Source organism: Helicovermis profundi, assembly GCF_033097505.1.
Classification (GTDB): Bacteria; Bacillota; Clostridia; order Peptostreptococcales; family Acidaminobacteraceae; genus Helicovermis; species Helicovermis profundi.
This window is the reverse complement of the sequence record NZ_AP028654.1, coordinates 2187826-2203927: the sequence shown is the minus strand read 5'-3', so window position 1 is coordinate 2203927 and position 16102 is coordinate 2187826. Positions and strand designations below refer to the sequence as shown.

Genomic DNA, 16102 nt, shown 5'->3' with positions numbered 1-16102 from the left:
TACATTGCCTTGAAATTTAAAAGCAGAGGTATGGGAATGCATGATTCACGTATGACGTAAGGCATAACTAACATATATAAACATACGTGTTAGTATATAATTTTACTTCTATGTACAAAAGTATTCTTGAGTTCTTATTTTAAAAAGTGTATTATTTTTAAAATAGGAACTTTTTTAGGAGGGAAAATGAAAAAATTTGATGAAAGAGATATTATGTTTTCAAGAATGACTTATGGAAAGGGTTCATATGAATATAATGAATATTACTCTAGAAATCCTGATAAAAAGGAATTTGATGATTATCTTAGAGAATTACCTAATATTTGTGGTGAAGGAACAATGGCCTATCATCCTATTAATGCTAAGTTTCCGGATACTATTTTTAGATTCTTGGGTGATATTAAGCATTTATCTTCTGGTAAAAAATCAGAAATTGAAACTCCTGTAGAAAGTATTGAAATTACAAAAAGAATTAAGAAATTTCTAAAATATTTAGGTGCTGTAGAAGTTGGAATTTGTGAAATGAAGGATGAATTTTATTATTCGTATAGAGGTCGTTCTAGTGAAGTTTATGGAAAAAAAGTAACAGAAAAACATAAATATGCTATTTGTTTTTTAGTTGAAATGGACAAGGAAATGATGAATCGTGCTCCCATGCTTGAAGAGGTAATTGAAGTAACAAAGGGTTATCTTAATGCGGGCATTATTGGTATGATTGGTAGTTATTTTATTCAAGATTTAGGCTATGATGCTAGAAATCAAATGGATGGAAACTTTCTTTCTGTAGTTCCTTTAGTAGCAAGAGAAGCGGGACTTGGTAGTCTTGGAAGAAACGGAATTCTTACTACAAAAAAATATGGCTCTAGAGTTAGAATTGGTGTAATTACAACAGATATTCCACTTGAAATTGATGAAAAAGATGATTGGGGTTTAGAAGAATTTTGCGAAATATGTGGTAAGTGCATAAAAACTTGTCCTGGTAAATCTATTCCTATAAATAAAATAACTGATGAAAATGATAATTTAAGATGGAAAATAAATCATGAGACTTGTTATGAAAGATGGAGAAGTTTAGGTACTGATTGCGGAATTTGTATTACAGCGTGTCCATTTTCTCAAGGAGTAGATTATAAAAAAATAAATGAAATGAAAGGTAATAAAGATAAAATGAAAGAAATTCTTAGAAAACATGAGAAAGATCATGGTATAAGAGAATTTATTAAGACTCCACTAGAAATATTAAAATAATTTTTAATTCTTACTTGACAACTAGGAATTAAGAATATATACTAAAGAAAATTACAAATTAATAAAGATAGAGCTTTGATAAAGGAAAGTAGTTACATGGATTATTTAAGAGAGAAAACCAAAGGTGAGAGGTTTTTATAAAAAATGTTATGAAGTGCCCTTTTGAGCTATGCACCGAATTTAGTAGGCTGCATCGGATTTTCCGTTAATAAAATAGAGTATTTTAATGTGCTCGAAAAAGTGATTATTATTTATAATAATTAGAGTGGAACCGCGAATATACTTCGTCTCTAAAATAGAGACGGAGTTTTTTTATTTTTGTATTTGATTTTATTAATTTATATATATTTGGAGGAAGAAAATGAAAAATAATATTTTAGAACTAATAGGGAATACACCAATTGTAAAGGTAAGTAATGTTGAAAAAAGAGCTGAGAATCTATATGTGAAACTTGAAGGTAAAAATCCTGGTGGAAGTGTAAAAGATAGAGCTGTTTATGGAATGATTAGAGATGCTATGAAGACAGGGAAACTAAAAAAAGGCAGTACCATAATTGAACCAACTAGTGGTAATACAGGAATTGCAATTGCTATGATAGGAAATCTTATGGGATATAACGTAAAAATAGTTATGCCTGAGACAATGAGTATAGAAAGAAGAAACATTATAAAATCATATGGAGCAGAACTAATATTAACGGATGGAACAAAAGGAATGAAAGGTGCAATCGAAAAAGCTAATGAATTATTTGAATCAAATAAAAATTATTTTATGCTAAATCAATTTTCAAATGAAAGCAACTACCTTTACCACTATGAAACTACAGGACCAGAAATTATAAAAAGTAATAAAGATATAGAAATATTTGTTACAGGAGTAGGAACAGGTGGAACTATAACTGGCGTAGCTAAATACTTGAAAGAATATAATGCAAATATTAAGGTTGTTGCAGTAGAACCAGAATCTAGTGCAGTTATTTCAGGTAATGGACCTGGACCACATAAAATTCAAGGAATAGGTGCTGGTTTTATTCCAAGTAACTATAAGGAAGAATTTATTGATGAAGTTGTTACTGTAACTGATGAAGAATCTTTTGAAATGACTAAAAAATTATTAAAGCAAGAAGGTTTGTTTATTGGCATATCAACAGGCGCAAATTTAGCAGCAGTTATGAAAATTTTCGATAAATATGGATATGATAAAAATATAGTATTTATCTCACCAGATGGCGGAGAAAAATATGTTTCAACAGGTATATATTTGTAAATTGGTTTATGGATTGGAGGATAAAATGAAAATATTTGACTATTTAGATTATATAAAGAAACAAGACCCAGCTGCAAGAACATCTGTTGAGGTATTACTACTTTATCCTTCAGTTCACGCTTTAGGTATATACAGATTAAGTAATTTTTTATTTAAAAGAAAATTACTATTTTTAGCAAGATTATTTTCTCAATTAGGAAGATTTTTTACTGGAATAGAAATTCACCCAGGAGCAACAATAGGGAAAAATCTATTTATTGATCATGGAACAGGTGTTGTTATAGGAGAAACTACTGAAATTGGTGATAATGTTACAATTTATCAAGGTGTTACCTTAGGTGGTACAGGAAAGGATATAGGCAAAAGACATCCAACAATTGGTGATAATGTTACAATAGGCTCAGGTGCTAAGATTTTAGGTCCTATTTATATTGATTCTGGTAGTAAGATTGGAGCTGGATCTGTTGTTTTAAAAAATACGATTACTAATTCGACCTCAGTAGGAATTCCGTCTAGAATGATTGGTGGAAATAGAGGTTCGCATAAAAAAATCGTAAATATTAATGATAAAATTGAAATCTATAATGATATGATTATTTAATAGCAAAATTAAAGAAAAAAAGAAAAAAACTGGTTTATACGAACTAGTTTTTTTCTTGCAAATTTTCTTGTATAATCTCAGAAAATTCTAAATCAACATTGTATTGGTTGTTTAGATTTGAGTTAATTCCATTTGAAGTATTAGTAGAAGTATAATTTGATTTAGTAGGAAGAAATATTGTAAATGTAGTACCTATATTTTCTTCACTTTCGAGTTCAATAGTACCGCCGTGTAAGTTTATAATCGATTTAACAAGGTAAAGACCAATTCCATTGCCTTCATGTGCACGGTTTAAATTGTTATCTACTTGAGAAAATCGTTTAAAAATCGAACTTTGTTTTTCCTTTGGAATTCCTATTCCATTATCTTTAAAAACAATTTTTATTCCTTCACTTTCATCATAAATATTTATCCAAATTTCTCCGTCAATTTTTGAAAATTTAATTGCGTTTGAAAGTAAGTTCATAAATACTCTATCTATTTCAAATGGATCACATTGGATAATTTTTTCATCAATATCGCTAGTAAAATTTAATTTAAGGTTCTTCATATTTACGTATTGTTTTGTGGAATTGATAATTTCTTCTAGAATATATACAATATCAACAAAATCAATATTTATAACATATTCATCGATATCAAATTTATTAATATCTATAATATTATTAATAACTCTAAGAAGTCGATATCCGTTATTCTTTATAATGGAATTGTGGTATGCAGCATTTTCAATTAATTTTGTATAATTTTCTTTTTTTATATATGTTTCGCTTAATTGAGTAGCGCCTAAAATTACATTTAGCGGAGTTCTTAGTTCGTGAGATAAATTAATAAAATAATCATTTTTAACTTTTTCGTGTTTAAGTAGCTCAGATAATAATTCTTCGTTAATTTCTTTTTGCTCATTGATTTTAAATTCTTTGTTTTCAACAGTGTTTTTAAGGCTATTACTTTTATATATAAGGTACAAAATGTAAATTATAGTTAAAAAAATAATAATATTAAAATATTTTAGATACGAATAATTTATGCTATTAACCTGTATATTAGAAATCCATTTGCTATTAGTTTCAGATATAAAAGTTCCTTTTTGAAGTAACAGTATTTGCTTATTAAGTTCATCAAGCAAAGCAGTATTTTCATTTTTTACTGTAAAAAAATAGTTTTCTAAGAAAATGTGCTTTTTAGAAATCAACAAATTGCTATAACCCTCATCTCTTATTAAAGCTTTTCCGGTTGTTTCTGGCATAATTACTAAATCTACTTTTTTATTTTTTAAAAGTAAAAGTCCTTCTGAGTAATTGTCAAAAGTAATTAAATTTGATTTATTAGTATATAATAATCCCATATTTATAGATAATTCTTTATTTTTTATACCTACTTGTTTATTTTTTAAAGATTTATCAATTATTGAATGATTATCATATGATTTTAATTTTAGTAATTCTTTTAGATTTTTGTAAGCAAATATATGATTTCTAATAGTTAAAAAAGGAACAGTATTTTTGTAATTATAGTTTGATGAGTCGATATAATTATCTGAAAACAAAATATCACCTTTTTCGTTGAAAGTTGAAATTATATTTTGGGGAGAAGTTAGAATAAAATTAATTTTATAATTACTCTCTTTTGAAATTTCATTTAAGATATCAACAATAAGCCCTTTTGCTTTACCATTTTTATCATTAAATATATAAGGAAAATTATTATTTACTCCTACGAAATTTAACTCTTTGATAATCTTAGAATTATCTGAGTAATTTATGATACTAAAATTATAAAAAAATAATATCATTAAAATAAATGTAATTATAATAATTTTTTTCATAAATTCACACCTCAGATGTACATATTTGTACGATTATTTTTCATTTAAATCATTAATTCTTAAAAACATATCATCAATAGATGTTTTAGGGTCTTTTGTACCTTTTAAAGCATTTGAAACTTCATCTTGTATGATATAAGATATTATATCATAATTATATACTCTTGGTCTCGGTTTTGCTTCATTAAAATAACCATTCATTCTATTTATAAAAGGCATTTTAACAAGAATATCTTCATCTTCATAAAGTGATTTAACAGATGGAAGATAATTATAGAGAAGTGCATTCTTTTTTTCTTGTTCATAACTTGTTAAAAATTTTATAAATTCCATAGATTCTTTCTTATGAGTTGAATATTTTGATATCATATAAAGCCAACCACCATAAGTGCCATGGCTTTTACCATAGTTGTCATAATAAGGTAATGGCGAAACTTTAACTTTACCTTTGACTAGTGATTCATCTTTATTAGTATATTTCCAACCAGTTGGCCAGTCTCTCATAAATATTAATTGCCCGTTAATAAATAATTTTCGCAAATCTCCACTTTTTAAATCGTAAACATTTGGAGGAGCTATTTTATCTTTATAGATCATATCATTCATAGTTGTTAGTGCTTTTATTGCTGATTTTTTTGAGCCAAGTGAATGATCATCTTTGATAAAAGTGCCACCATCGCTCCATAAAAATTCTAAGTAATTACAAGTTAACCCTTCATATTTAAACCAACTTCCAGCATAACCATAAAGCTTGTCATTATTTTCTTTCTCTATAATATAATTTGAAATTCTAATGAGTTCATTCCAAGTTTTAGGAACTTTAAATCCATATTTTTCAAGTAAATCACTTCTATAATAGAGCATTCCAGAATCGATTCTATATGGAATACCGTATAAATTACCATCGATTGTAGCAGAACTTATTGCGCTATCTAAATAGTCCTTTCTTTCTTCTTCTGGAAGTAGAGTGTCAATATTTTCTACCCAACCTGCGTTAACGAAAATCGAAGGCCAAGTGACATCGGCATCAATTACATCGATTGACCCATCTTTTAGTGCAAGAGTAGAACTAATAATTTCATATTTCTCGTTAGTGTTGTCAGGTAATTCAATCATATTTATATCAATATTTTTATGTTTTGATTCAAATTCGTTAATAGCCTCGTTTAAAAATCCTAGCTTATCTGGGTGTGAATAAAAGTTTACTACGGTTTTTTTTGTGAGTAGTATATATGAATTTACACTGACAAATGCAATTAATAGGATTATTAAAATCACTTTATTTTTTTTCATATGAATCTCCCTTTATACTTTTTTTATCCGATACCTTAGAATTCTAATAGCCCCACTTCTTAAAAAAGTGGGAGATAAAGAACTCTAAAAAGGCCATGTATTATGTTTTCTAAGATTCAGTGGGAGTAAAAACTCCCTCTGAATCTTAGAAATTCATTTATCTATGGTAAAATTGGTTTGTTTTTTAGTGGTGTCGAAAGAATAATAGTTGTTTTTGTGCTTCCAATAGATTGTATCCTACTAAGTAATTCCTCGAGTTCTTCAGTGTTAGATACTATGACCTTTATTTGCATACAATCTTCTCCAGTTAAATGATGGCATTCAATTATAGAAGGCTCTTTTTTTGCTAACTCAATAAATTTTTTGTGATTATGCACTTGTAAATCTACATTGATAATCGCTTGAACGTGTTTATTTAGTTTTTTTGGATCAATAATTGCAGAGTAGCCAGATATAATTCCTGCATCTTCAAGTTTTTTTACTCTTTCTGTAACTGCAGGTGATGTAAGAGCAACTTTTTTTCCTAAATCTTTCATAGAAATCCTGCCGCTTTTTTGCAATTCGTCCAATATTTTGTAATCCGTTTGATCCATGGTAATCCTCCTTAATATATAAAGATAATATATTAATAATATTAAATTTATTAATTAAAACAATTTTATCACTTTTTTATTAGTATGTACATATAAAATAGCAAATGTTAATATTGTCACAGATAGTGAAAAATAGGTTTAATTGAGTGTTCATCTATTAGAATGAATGCTTTTAAAGTATTCTATATGGAGGCTGTTATGTCAAAAATAAAAATTACTGAAACTATACTTAGAGATGCACATCAATCATTGATTGCAACAAGACTAAATTCTGAGCAAATTTTACCAATATTAAATAAACTTGATTCAGTTGGATATCATGCACTTGAAATGTGGGGTGGCGCAACTTTTGATGCATCACTTAGGTTTTTAAATGAAAATCCATGGCAAAGACTTAGAATGATTAAAGATAATGTTAAAAATACTAAACTTCAGATGCTATTAAGAGGTCAAAACATTTTAGGCTACAAACATTATCCAGATGATGTGGTGAGAGAATTTGTTAAAAGATCTGTCGCTAATGGGATTGATATAGTAAGGATATTTGACGCACTAAATGATACAAGAAATTTAAAAACTGCAATAGAAGCGACTATAAAAGAAGGAGCACATGCTCAAGCAGCTATATCTTACACGACAAGTCCTATTCATACTTTGGATACTTTTGTAAATTTAGCTAGAGATATGGAGAATATGGGAGCGGATTCGATTTGTATAAAAGACATGTCAGGGCTTTTAACGCCTTATGCAGCTTTTGATTTGGTAAAAGCACTTAAATCTACAGTTAAAGTTCCAATTGAACTTCATTCGCATTCTACAAGTGGACTTGCTTCTATGACGTATTTAAAAGGAATCGAAGCTGGAGTAGATATAATTGATACGGCAATTTCTCCATTTTCGCTTGGTACATCACAGCCACCTACCGAATCGTTAGTAGCAACCCTTAATGGAACTAAGTATGACACAAAGCTTGATTTGAAAAAATTAAATGAAGTTGCAGAGTATTTTACTCCAATTAGGGAAGATAGTATTAAGAGTGGCCTTTTAAATACTAAAGTTCTAGGAGTGAATATTAATTCTTTGATTTATCAAGTACCAGGTGGAATGCTTTCAAATTTGGTGTCTCAATTAGAAATGCAAAATGCTGGTGATAGACTTGATGAAGTACTAAAGGAAGTTCCACGAGTTAGAGAAGATTTAGGTTATCCACCTTTGGTTACTCCTACTAGTCAAATTGTTGGTACTCAAGCAGTTTTAAATGTTATTACTGGTGAGAGATATAAAATGATTCCCAATGAAGTTAAAGCTTATGTTAAAGGAATGTATGGTAAGTCAACAGTGCCAATAAAAAAAGAAATTATTGAAAAAATAATTGGAAATGCAGAAATTATTACTTCTAGACCAGCAGATTTATTAGAGCCTATGCTAGAAAATAAACGGGTTGAAATTAAAGAGTTTATAGAAAATGAGGAAGACGTTTTATCATATATTTTGTTTCCACAAGTTGCTATGAGTTATTTTAACTATAGAGAATCAGAAAAGTATAAAATTGACACCACTTTAGTGGATGAAGATCAAAAAATTTATCCAGTATAATGAATTTTAAAAATACACAAAATTATTTTTGTGTATTTTTTTAATAGTAATACTAATAATAAATAGTATAATATAATTAGTAAAGAGGAGGGATAAAAATGAAGTTTAATATTGATGAAGATGTTAAAAACATACTTATGGCTCATAGAAAAAAAGAATTTACAATTTATATTGATGATGTTATTAGTTGCTGATCTACTATGTATGAAATTCTAGTTAGAATTAATAAACCAAGAAAAGGTAAAGAACAAAATTTTACTGTCTTTTATGAAGATGAATATACTATATATGTAGAAAATACTCTAAATGATGAAAATATAGTATCATTTTCAAAAAACACTGCAACTTCAGATTTAAACGATAGAGAAATAAATGTAAGTGGGTTAGTAAAAAAATAAATTAATCAGGGGTAAATATGTTTAAAAAAGTAAATAGAGCAGAAAAGAAAAAAAGAGAAAATAATAGTTGGCTGAAAAAATGGGAAGAAACAAGAAAAATGGGAATTATTAAATATACTATATTATATGGTGTCTTAATGTGGGGAGCTTTAACGTCTTTATTTTTTCAAATCATAAATAGACTTTCTAAAAATTTTACACTTATTAGTTTTAAATCACAGGTATTAATGCCTACACTGACTTTTATGATTGGTGGTATTTTTGTGGGAATTGCATTATGGTATCTTTCAGAGAGTAAATATAAAAAACATATGAAAAAAATTATTTTGGAAAAGAAAATAAAAAGAGAGAATAGAAAAAATAAGAAAATGAAAACTCAAAAATAAAACCTACGGGTTTTTTTTTATAAAACAGTATACATATATTTACATTAGTGTTATAATATTCATAAACGAACTTCTTGTATTCAGAGGGAGTTTTTACTCCCACTGAATACAAGAAAACATAATCCAGGGCCTTTTTAGAGTTCTAATATCCCCACTTTTTTAAGAAGTGGAGTGTATTAGAACTCTAAGGCATCGAATAAAAGAGAGGGGGGAGTTCGATTAATATCGTGAAATCATGAAAGTATTATTTTTTGATTCAAATAAAGATAAATTGAATATGCTGCTTAAAGAATCATCTAAGAGAAAAATAACATATTTTTTATTGGGAGTTTCTGAAAAAGATGAATTAGTAAAATTTTTTAGAAAATATATTATTGATGTTGTAGTAGCCAAAAAAGAGATATATGATTTTTTAATAACTAATGATACGATTAATAATTTAGAGGAATTAATTTTCATAGAAATTACTAGTAAAACTTTGGCAGGTAATTGTATTTATAAATATGATTCTTGTGAAAAAATCTTAAATAAAATTATGTATAATATTGATAATAACAGTATAACTAAAATTTTGAATATAACTTCGAATAACTATTATAGTTGTGATCATTTTGCTAATTTTATTTGCAAAAGTTTAGGAGCTAAAAAGCTTAAAATACTTCAAATTGATCTACAGTATCTATCAGAGGCCAGTAAAAAATGTAACTGGGATGAGATTACAAATTCAATTTTGAATTTAAGTTCGAATGAGAAAATTGACGTATCATTTTTTTTATCTGAAAATAATTTTTTGTTATATAGACCTTTTAATAATGAGATTGATATTAGTGATTCAATAAATAATTTATTAATTATATTAGAAAAATTAAAGAATTCTGCAAATTTTGACTATATTATTCTAAACAATGGACTTAGAATTTCAGATTTACTATATTCTTTAATAGAAAAATCGAATATTAGCTTAATACTTGATTATAAGAGGAACTATAGAGAACAAAGGTATTTAGAAGAGCTAAAAAAAAATAAAACGTTTAAAAAACATATATTTATTTCTAATTATATTGATCTAGATAGTATATGTGAAAATTCCATGGAAAAAATTGTACATGAAGCCATACTGAGTATTAGATAGTATTTGAAGATTATTAGATAGTTTTAGAGGTGATTATGAATTTAAGAGAAAAAGAAGTTAGCGCAGATTCGAATTTGGAAAGAATTAAAGAATTAGTGTTAAAAGAAGTAAGTTTTGTAAAGGACGCAGAAGAAGTAAAAAAAAAATTAGTTTTAAAGTTTTTGAGGAGTATATAGACAAAAGTTTTGATGAGAAAATAGGGATTGTAAATAGTATATATAATAAAATTTATGGAAATGATATTATTCAGGAATATTTAGATGATGACTTAGTCGATGAAATAATGATAAATAGTTTTGATGAAATATATATAGAGAAAAATGGAATTATTGTGAAAGTGGAGAATTCATTTTTAAATAAAGAAAAATTGATGGATTTAATTTACAGAATAGTTTCAGAAGTGAATAGGCAAGTGAATACAACTTCTCCAATAGTAGACGCTAGACTTAGCGATGGCTCTAGAGTGAATGTAGTGCTAGACCCTATTTCAATAAAAGGACCAAGCGTTACCATAAGAAAATTTAAGAAAAAATGTTATTCTCTTGAGGAATTAAAACTCAAAAATGCATTTAATGAAAAGATTTTAAAATTTTTAATTCATATAATAAAACATAATTTTAATATTTTTATTTCCGGTGGTACAAGTTCAGGAAAAACGACATTATTAAACGCTCTATCAAATCATATAAATCATAACGAGAGAATTATTACTATTGAAGATAGTGCTGAACTTAAGTTTTGGGAACACGATAATGTTATTTCCTTAGAAACAAGAAATTCTAATTTTAGCAAAAATTCAGAAATTACTATTGCAGATCTTATTAAAGCTTCACTTAGGATGCGTCCTGATAGAATAATTGTTGGAGAAGTAAGGTCTTTTGAAGCTATTGATATGATTCAAGCAATGAATACAGGGCACGATGGTTCACTTTCAACAGGTCATGGAAATAGTAATATTGATATGTTATATAGGCTTGAGACTATGATACTAAGTAATGCAAAGTATCCTATTGAAGCTGTTAGAAATCAAATTACCTCTGGAATTGATATTTTAATAAATATCAAAAGATATAAAGATAGTGTTAGGAGAATTTCAGCGATAGATTTAATAGAAAGTAGTAGTGTTAACGGTTATAAATTAAGAAATTTATTTAGTACAATTTATGATGTACAAAATTGCGAGTACAAAATCATTGAAAGTGGAGAAGCTTATGAAGAAATTCTTAAGAAATTTTACAGATAAATATCTTAATAAAAGTAGTATTAATTTATTAAAAAAGGATTTATATAGTATTGTTATAATTTCATTACTATTATCAATTATTTACGCTACTATGTTTTTTAAAAATGCTTTTTCTATTATTATATTTATTATTTTTTATATATTATTTTTTTTAACTTTGAAAGGAATAATATTGAAAAAATATAAAAAAAAAGAATTAGAATTATTGAAGGATTTTATATATTCTCTACTATCTTCATTAGCTTCTGGATTAAACATTGAAAATTCATTTTGTGAGTATTTTAAAGGAATAAGTGAAAAAGATAAGCTAATACATTTAAATATATTTAGGAGTATTGATAGGATTATTGATTCTCTTAAGAAAGGCAATAGTATTATATACGCATTAAAACAGTACGAAATTGAAAATGTTAACCTTGATAATGTTATTAAAACAATAAAATGTAATATTGAAACTGGCAATGATATAAGCAAAACTTTGTATAATCAATTTGAATTTATTTGCAAAATAGATGAGATAGAAGATGAAATATGGGCTTCTTATTCTGATAAAAGGTTGGAAGCGAGTATTATGATTTTAATTCCGCCTATTTTAGTAAATTTGCTTGAATATTATGACAATAATTATTTTAGCAGTATTTTTTTAGCCACTTCAGGATATATGTTTATTCTAATAATATATTTGATTTTTTTATTAGGAATATTTATTTTAAAAGGAATACTTACAGAGGATGAATAATGTCAATAATATTAATAACTATAATAATATTTCAAAAAATTATATTAAGGAAAAGAATAGTAATAACTGAAGATTGGTTAAAAATACTAAATGCATTTCCAATAGCATTTTATATTTCAGAATACTTATATAAATATAAATTTATAAAAGATAATTTTAATAGAAAAACAGTACTTATATTTGGAAGTAATTATGGAGAAAATGAGAATAAGCAATTACTTAGTTTTATTATAAGTTGTTTACTAGTTAGTTTTACTACTACAAATTTAGTTCTTGAAGTTAAATTTGGTTTGTCTTTTCTTATATTTTTATATTCAATTTTAATAGCAATCGTGATTTCATCTATCTCTTATTTCGAAATTAATATGAGAATTAAAAAAAATGTTAATGAAATTATTGATATTTTGCCATATTTTGTTGGAAGACTGTATACCTATCTTTTAAGTGGAATGACTTTAAAAAAAGCAATATATATTTCTGTAGAATCGGAAAAAAATTATTTTAATTATGAACTTTTATATTTGGTAGAAAACTTGAATAATGGTGAATCAATAATAAATGAAATAGATAATTTGTTGACTATGATTAATATTACATCGATTAAAAGGTTAAAAAGCTCTTTAATAACTTTTATTAGAGTAGGGAATATTGAATCTCTTGAAAATATTAAAAATCTTGAAAACGATATTATGATTGAAAGAAAACAAAGAGTAAAAATTAAAGGAGAAAGCTTAAAAGTTAAAATGGTATTTCCTCTTATATTATTTTTTCTTGGAACAGTCTTAATGTTGACAGTTCCAACTATAATGTCTTTACAATAATATTGTATCTTTAAATTTTTAATCACAAATAATATAAATGAATTAGGTAAGAATATTCGAAAGATACTTAAGAAATATTTATGACCCAATTATACAAGGAGGAAAAAATGAAAATAAATAATAATGATGGGATGGGTACAATTGAAATTGTTTTTATAATCGCAATACTGATTGGATTAGCTCTTTTCTTTGGAAGTTTTGTTATGAAATATACGAAGAATCAAGTTGATAAAATCAATGAAACAAATTTACAAATTGAAAAGGTTGAATATAATGACAATTAGAAATTTAACAAATACTAATATTCCAAAACTGAATTTTAAAAGAAATAATGAAACTAACAATATGAGTATTGAGTATTCATATGACGATTTAGAGTGGTTTCAAATAAATATGATCTATGAAAATAATATTAATAATATTATTCAAATTAAGTCAGAAACAATTGATAATATAACAAACTTGAATTATGATTTAACACAACTTGTACCACTAAATTATGTAGTTAGAAGTAATAATTATGATTTAAAGGATTTATTAATATCGCTAATCGATATAATTGAAGGAGCAAATAATTATTATTTAGATGCTAATAAGTTTATATTGGATATAGATTATATGTATTTTGATAAAAAAAGTAATCAACTAAAACTAATATATTTACCTATTAAAAGTTATTATTCTAAAGTGAATTTGATTGACTTTATAAAAAACTTTGTTAGAAATAATGTTTTACTTGAAATAAAGAATCCAGATACAATATTTATTATGAATATTATTAATAAATATGACTCAACTATAGTGATTAAAAAAGAAATAAAAGAATATATTATGAAAAAACAAATAGGTAATTTTGAAAACGATGATTTTAAAGAAAAAAACAATATTAATAATGGAAAAATTGAGTATAATGAAAATCAAATAAAAAAACCAAGTAACAAAAAAATCATTTCAAAAAAACAGTTAGAAAAAGAAATATCAAAAGAAAACAAACATAAATTAATGATAGGTTTAGCAATTTATGTTTTATTGCTTTTAATTTCCTCAATGAGTTTATATATATTAGATAAATTAAAACTTATAAATATATTTATAATAAACATATTTATTGTGATTATATTTTTTATAGTATATTTTGTACGGGAAAAAATAATTAATAAAAACACTGACAGCAATGTGAAAAAAAATATTGAAAAATTTGATTTTGAGAAAAAGTCATTTGAGAATAAAAACAATGATATAGCATTAAATATTACGAACGATATTATTGACGAAGAAGAAATTAATAAAAATAATATAATTAGTGATTATGGTAAGACTATCCTTCTTACAGATGAATGCAAATTACTTAGTTTTTGCGATTTAAGAAGCGGAGAAAAACATCAAATTGAATTTAAGGAGGATATGTTTATTACTATTGGAAGAGAAAATATTAATAATATTTGGATTCAAGATCAAACTATTGGAAGAATACATGCAAAAGTATTAAAGCTCAATGGAAAATTCTTTATTAAAGATATGAATAGTTTAAATGGAACGTTTTTAAATGGACATAGAATTGATTCTGGAATTAATGTAGAAATAAAAAATGGTGATGTAGTTGCATTTGCTAAAATAAAATTTGCAATAAATAATTAATCTTTATGTGGTAGTTAGTAATTATACGAATCATTTTATTAATTTTTCAAAAAAGGTTCTGGAATATTATTTTTCTTATAGTATAATGTAAATAGATTAAACTATTTTATGTGGGGTGAAAATTATGAAAAATGATATTAAAGAAGTGCTTTATTCTGAGGAAATAATACTTAGAAAAGTAATAGAATTAGGAGAAAGAATAGCAAATGATTACAAGGGAAAAGAATTGCTCGTAATTGGTGTACTTAAGGGTGCGAACGTTTTTATGAGTGATTTAATTAGAAAAATTGATTTACCACTTCAAATTGATTTTATTGCTGCATCAAGTTATGGTCATTCTACTGAGAGTTCTGGTATTGTGAAAATTATTAAAGATTTAGATTACAGCATTGAAGGAAAACATATACTTATTGTCGAAGATATAATTGACACTGGGCTTACTTTAAAGTATCTTTCAGAGAATTTTAATTCTAGAGGCCCTAAGAGTCTTGAAATTGTAACTCTTTTAGATAAACCAGATAGAAGAAAAGTTGATTTGAATGTTAAATACGTTGGATTCAAAATACCTGATGAGTTTATTGTTGGTTATGGAATTGATTTTGCTGAGAAGTATAGAAATTTACCATACATTGCGACTCTTAAGAAAGAAGTATATATTTAGGAGTAAATAAATTGAAAATAATAGCTATTTACGGTGGACCGAGATTAAATAGAAATACGGATCAAATGTTGAAAAGATATTTAGAGAATATAGATATAAATAAAAATACTATAGAAAGAGTAGATTTAAAAGATCTTACTATTTCTATGTGTGATGCTTGTTATTATTGTGCAAAAAATGCAAAATGTAAATTTAATGATGATATGAATTTGATTTATAAAAAACTTGATGAGGCAGATATTGTTATTCTTGCAACTCCAATGTTTTTTAATTCAGTTTCAAGTCTTACAAAAGTGATGATTGATAGATGCCAAATGTATTGGTCCAAAAAATTTCTTTTAAAAAAGCAAACCCTTAAAAAAGGGAAAAAAGGGATACTTCTTATTACAACTGGAGCTAAGCAAAAGGACAAAACTATACCAGGTGTATCTTTAGTAGTTGATTTATTTTTTAAATCAATTGACGCTAAGTTTACTGAAACAATTTTGATAGATAATACTGATAATAAACCATTTGAAGAAAGAACAGATGTAATTAAGCATGTAATTAGTTCTGCAAAAAGTATTTATTAAAAGTAAATTTTTTTATTATTAAAAGTGTTTAAATTTAAAGAGTGTAAGCCGTCAGCCTAGAAACTTCGTTTATAGGCCACGTGCTT

18 protein-coding genes and 1 other annotated feature are annotated in these 16102 nt (G+C 25.9%); of the genes, 15 read left to right on the top strand and 3 right to left on the bottom strand.

Annotated elements, in window-relative coordinates:
- Positions 1-186: 186 nt before the first annotated feature.
- The 3 genes from AACH12_RS09905 to epsC all read left to right on the top strand — a co-directional run bounded on the left by AACH12_RS09905 (position 187) and on the right by epsC (position 3116).
- A complete protein-coding gene (locus AACH12_RS09905) occupies positions 187-1248 on the top strand; it encodes a 4Fe-4S dicluster domain-containing protein (RefSeq protein ID WP_338535256.1) in 1062 nt (353 codons plus the stop codon).
- A 66-nt stretch (positions 1249-1314) separates the two neighbouring features.
- Positions 1315-1543, top strand: a binding site (T-box leader).
- Positions 1544-1609: 66 nt separating this feature from the next.
- Positions 1610-2515, top strand: a complete 906-nt coding sequence (gene cysK, locus AACH12_RS09900; protein ID WP_338535255.1) for a cysteine synthase A — start codon at positions 1610-1612, stop codon at positions 2513-2515.
- 25 nt (positions 2516-2540) lie between these two features.
- Positions 2541-3116: a serine O-acetyltransferase EpsC gene (gene epsC, locus AACH12_RS09895; RefSeq protein ID WP_338535254.1), complete on the top strand. Its 576-nt coding sequence runs from the start codon at positions 2541-2543 to the stop codon at positions 3114-3116.
- A gap of 43 nt (positions 3117-3159) precedes the next feature.
- On the opposite strand, the gene AACH12_RS09890 is transcribed toward epsC, so the two are convergent.
- The 3 genes from AACH12_RS09890 to AACH12_RS09880 form a co-directional block, all read right to left on the bottom strand.
- The gene (locus AACH12_RS09890; RefSeq protein WP_338535253.1) at positions 3160-4944 is read right to left on the bottom strand and encodes an ATP-binding protein; all 1785 of its coding nucleotides are present in this window, start codon (positions 4942-4944) and stop codon (positions 3160-3162) included.
- A gap of 33 nt (positions 4945-4977) precedes the next feature.
- Positions 4978-6237 carry an ABC transporter substrate-binding protein gene (locus AACH12_RS09885; RefSeq protein ID WP_338535252.1) on the bottom strand — a complete coding sequence of 420 codons (1260 nt, stop codon included), beginning with the start codon at positions 6235-6237 and terminating at the stop codon, positions 4978-4980.
- 161 nt (positions 6238-6398) lie between these two features.
- A complete protein-coding gene (locus AACH12_RS09880) occupies positions 6399-6830 on the bottom strand; it encodes an Lrp/AsnC family transcriptional regulator (RefSeq protein WP_338535251.1) in 432 nt (143 codons plus the stop codon).
- Between the two features lie 198 nt (positions 6831-7028).
- Between AACH12_RS09880 and AACH12_RS09875 the strand changes: the two genes are divergently transcribed.
- The 12 genes from AACH12_RS09875 to AACH12_RS09820 all read left to right on the top strand — a co-directional run bounded on the left by AACH12_RS09875 (position 7029) and on the right by AACH12_RS09820 (position 16016).
- A complete protein-coding gene (locus AACH12_RS09875; protein WP_338535250.1) occupies positions 7029-8426 on the top strand; it encodes an oxaloacetate decarboxylase subunit alpha in 1398 nt (465 codons plus the stop codon).
- Positions 8427-8626: 200 nt separating this feature from the next.
- Positions 8627-8824, top strand: a complete 198-nt coding sequence (locus tag AACH12_RS09870) for a hypothetical protein (protein WP_338535249.1) — start codon at positions 8627-8629, stop codon at positions 8822-8824.
- Between the two features lie 17 nt (positions 8825-8841).
- Entirely contained in the window at positions 8842-9210 is a 369-nt protein-coding gene (locus AACH12_RS09865) for a hypothetical protein (RefSeq protein WP_338535248.1), read from the top strand.
- A 235-nt stretch (positions 9211-9445) separates the two neighbouring features.
- Positions 9446-10342, top strand: a complete 897-nt coding sequence (locus AACH12_RS09860) for a hypothetical protein (RefSeq protein ID WP_338535247.1) — start codon at positions 9446-9448, stop codon at positions 10340-10342.
- A gap of 35 nt (positions 10343-10377) precedes the next feature.
- Positions 10378-10518 (top strand): hypothetical protein, encoded by a 141-nt coding sequence (locus tag AACH12_RS09855; RefSeq protein ID WP_338535246.1) that lies wholly within the window; start codon positions 10378-10380, stop codon positions 10516-10518.
- Positions 10488-11585: a CpaF family protein gene (locus AACH12_RS09850; RefSeq protein WP_338537372.1), complete on the top strand. Its 1098-nt coding sequence runs from the start codon at positions 10488-10490 to the stop codon at positions 11583-11585. The genes AACH12_RS09855 and AACH12_RS09850 overlap by 31 nt, the downstream gene beginning before the upstream one ends.
- Positions 11554-12324, top strand: a complete 771-nt coding sequence (locus tag AACH12_RS09845) for a hypothetical protein (protein ID WP_338535245.1) — start codon at positions 11554-11556, stop codon at positions 12322-12324. Before AACH12_RS09850 ends, AACH12_RS09845 begins: the two co-directional genes overlap by 32 nt.
- Complete coding sequence (locus tag AACH12_RS09840) at positions 12324-13145, top strand: type II secretion system F family protein (protein ID WP_338535244.1); 822 nt, start codon at positions 12324-12326, stop codon at positions 13143-13145. Before AACH12_RS09845 ends, AACH12_RS09840 begins: the two co-directional genes overlap by 1 nt.
- Before the next feature lie 107 nt (positions 13146-13252).
- On the top strand, positions 13253-13429 hold the full coding sequence (locus AACH12_RS09835; RefSeq protein ID WP_338535243.1) for a Flp1 family type IVb pilin: 177 nt from the start codon (positions 13253-13255) through the stop codon (positions 13427-13429).
- On the top strand, positions 13419-14783 hold the full coding sequence (locus AACH12_RS09830) for an FHA domain-containing protein (RefSeq protein WP_338535242.1): 1365 nt from the start codon (positions 13419-13421) through the stop codon (positions 14781-14783). The genes AACH12_RS09835 and AACH12_RS09830 overlap by 11 nt, the downstream gene beginning before the upstream one ends.
- Positions 14784-14907: 124 nt before the next feature.
- Positions 14908-15444, top strand: coding sequence for a hypoxanthine phosphoribosyltransferase (gene hpt, locus AACH12_RS09825; protein ID WP_338535241.1), 537 nt, complete (start codon positions 14908-14910; stop codon positions 15442-15444).
- An 11-nt stretch (positions 15445-15455) separates the two neighbouring features.
- The gene (locus tag AACH12_RS09820; RefSeq protein WP_338535240.1) at positions 15456-16016 is read left to right on the top strand and encodes a flavodoxin family protein; all 561 of its coding nucleotides are present in this window, start codon (positions 15456-15458) and stop codon (positions 16014-16016) included.
- Positions 16017-16102 lie beyond the last annotated feature (86 nt).

Excerpts from the sequence above, each read along its gene's own strand:
- cysK (WP_338535255.1), top strand. The coding sequence starts at position 1,610 with ATGAAAAATAATATTTTAGAACTAATAGGGAATACACCAATTGTAAAG.
- AACH12_RS09835 (WP_338535243.1), top strand. The coding sequence starts at position 13,253 with ATGAAAATAAATAATAATGATGGGATGGGTACAATTGAAATTGTTTTT.
- AACH12_RS09890 (WP_338535253.1), bottom strand. The coding sequence starts at position 4,944 with ATGAAAAAAATTATTATAATTACATTTATTTTAATGATATTATTTTTT.
- AACH12_RS09865 (WP_338535248.1), top strand. The coding sequence starts at position 8,842 with ATGTTTAAAAAAGTAAATAGAGCAGAAAAGAAAAAAAGAGAAAATAAT.
- AACH12_RS09860 (WP_338535247.1), top strand. The coding sequence starts at position 9,446 with ATGAAAGTATTATTTTTTGATTCAAATAAAGATAAATTGAATATGCTG.
- AACH12_RS09845 (WP_338535245.1), top strand. The coding sequence starts at position 11,554 with ATGAAGAAATTCTTAAGAAATTTTACAGATAAATATCTTAATAAAAGT.
- AACH12_RS09830 (WP_338535242.1), top strand. The coding sequence starts at position 13,419 with ATGACAATTAGAAATTTAACAAATACTAATATTCCAAAACTGAATTTT.
- hpt (WP_338535241.1), top strand. The coding sequence starts at position 14,908 with ATGAAAAATGATATTAAAGAAGTGCTTTATTCTGAGGAAATAATACTT.
- epsC (WP_338535254.1), top strand. The coding sequence starts at position 2,541 with ATGAAAATATTTGACTATTTAGATTATATAAAGAAACAAGACCCAGCT.
- AACH12_RS09880 (WP_338535251.1), bottom strand. The coding sequence starts at position 6,830 with ATGGATCAAACGGATTACAAAATATTGGACGAATTGCAAAAAAGCGGC.
- AACH12_RS09905 (WP_338535256.1), top strand. The coding sequence starts at position 187 with ATGAAAAAATTTGATGAAAGAGATATTATGTTTTCAAGAATGACTTAT.
- AACH12_RS09885 (WP_338535252.1), bottom strand. The coding sequence starts at position 6,237 with ATGAAAAAAAATAAAGTGATTTTAATAATCCTATTAATTGCATTTGTC.
- AACH12_RS09840 (WP_338535244.1), top strand. The coding sequence starts at position 12,324 with ATGTCAATAATATTAATAACTATAATAATATTTCAAAAAATTATATTA.
- AACH12_RS09870 (WP_338535249.1), top strand. The coding sequence starts at position 8,627 with ATGTATGAAATTCTAGTTAGAATTAATAAACCAAGAAAAGGTAAAGAA.
- AACH12_RS09875 (WP_338535250.1), top strand. The coding sequence starts at position 7,029 with ATGTCAAAAATAAAAATTACTGAAACTATACTTAGAGATGCACATCAA.
- AACH12_RS09855 (WP_338535246.1), top strand. The coding sequence starts at position 10,378 with ATGAATTTAAGAGAAAAAGAAGTTAGCGCAGATTCGAATTTGGAAAGA.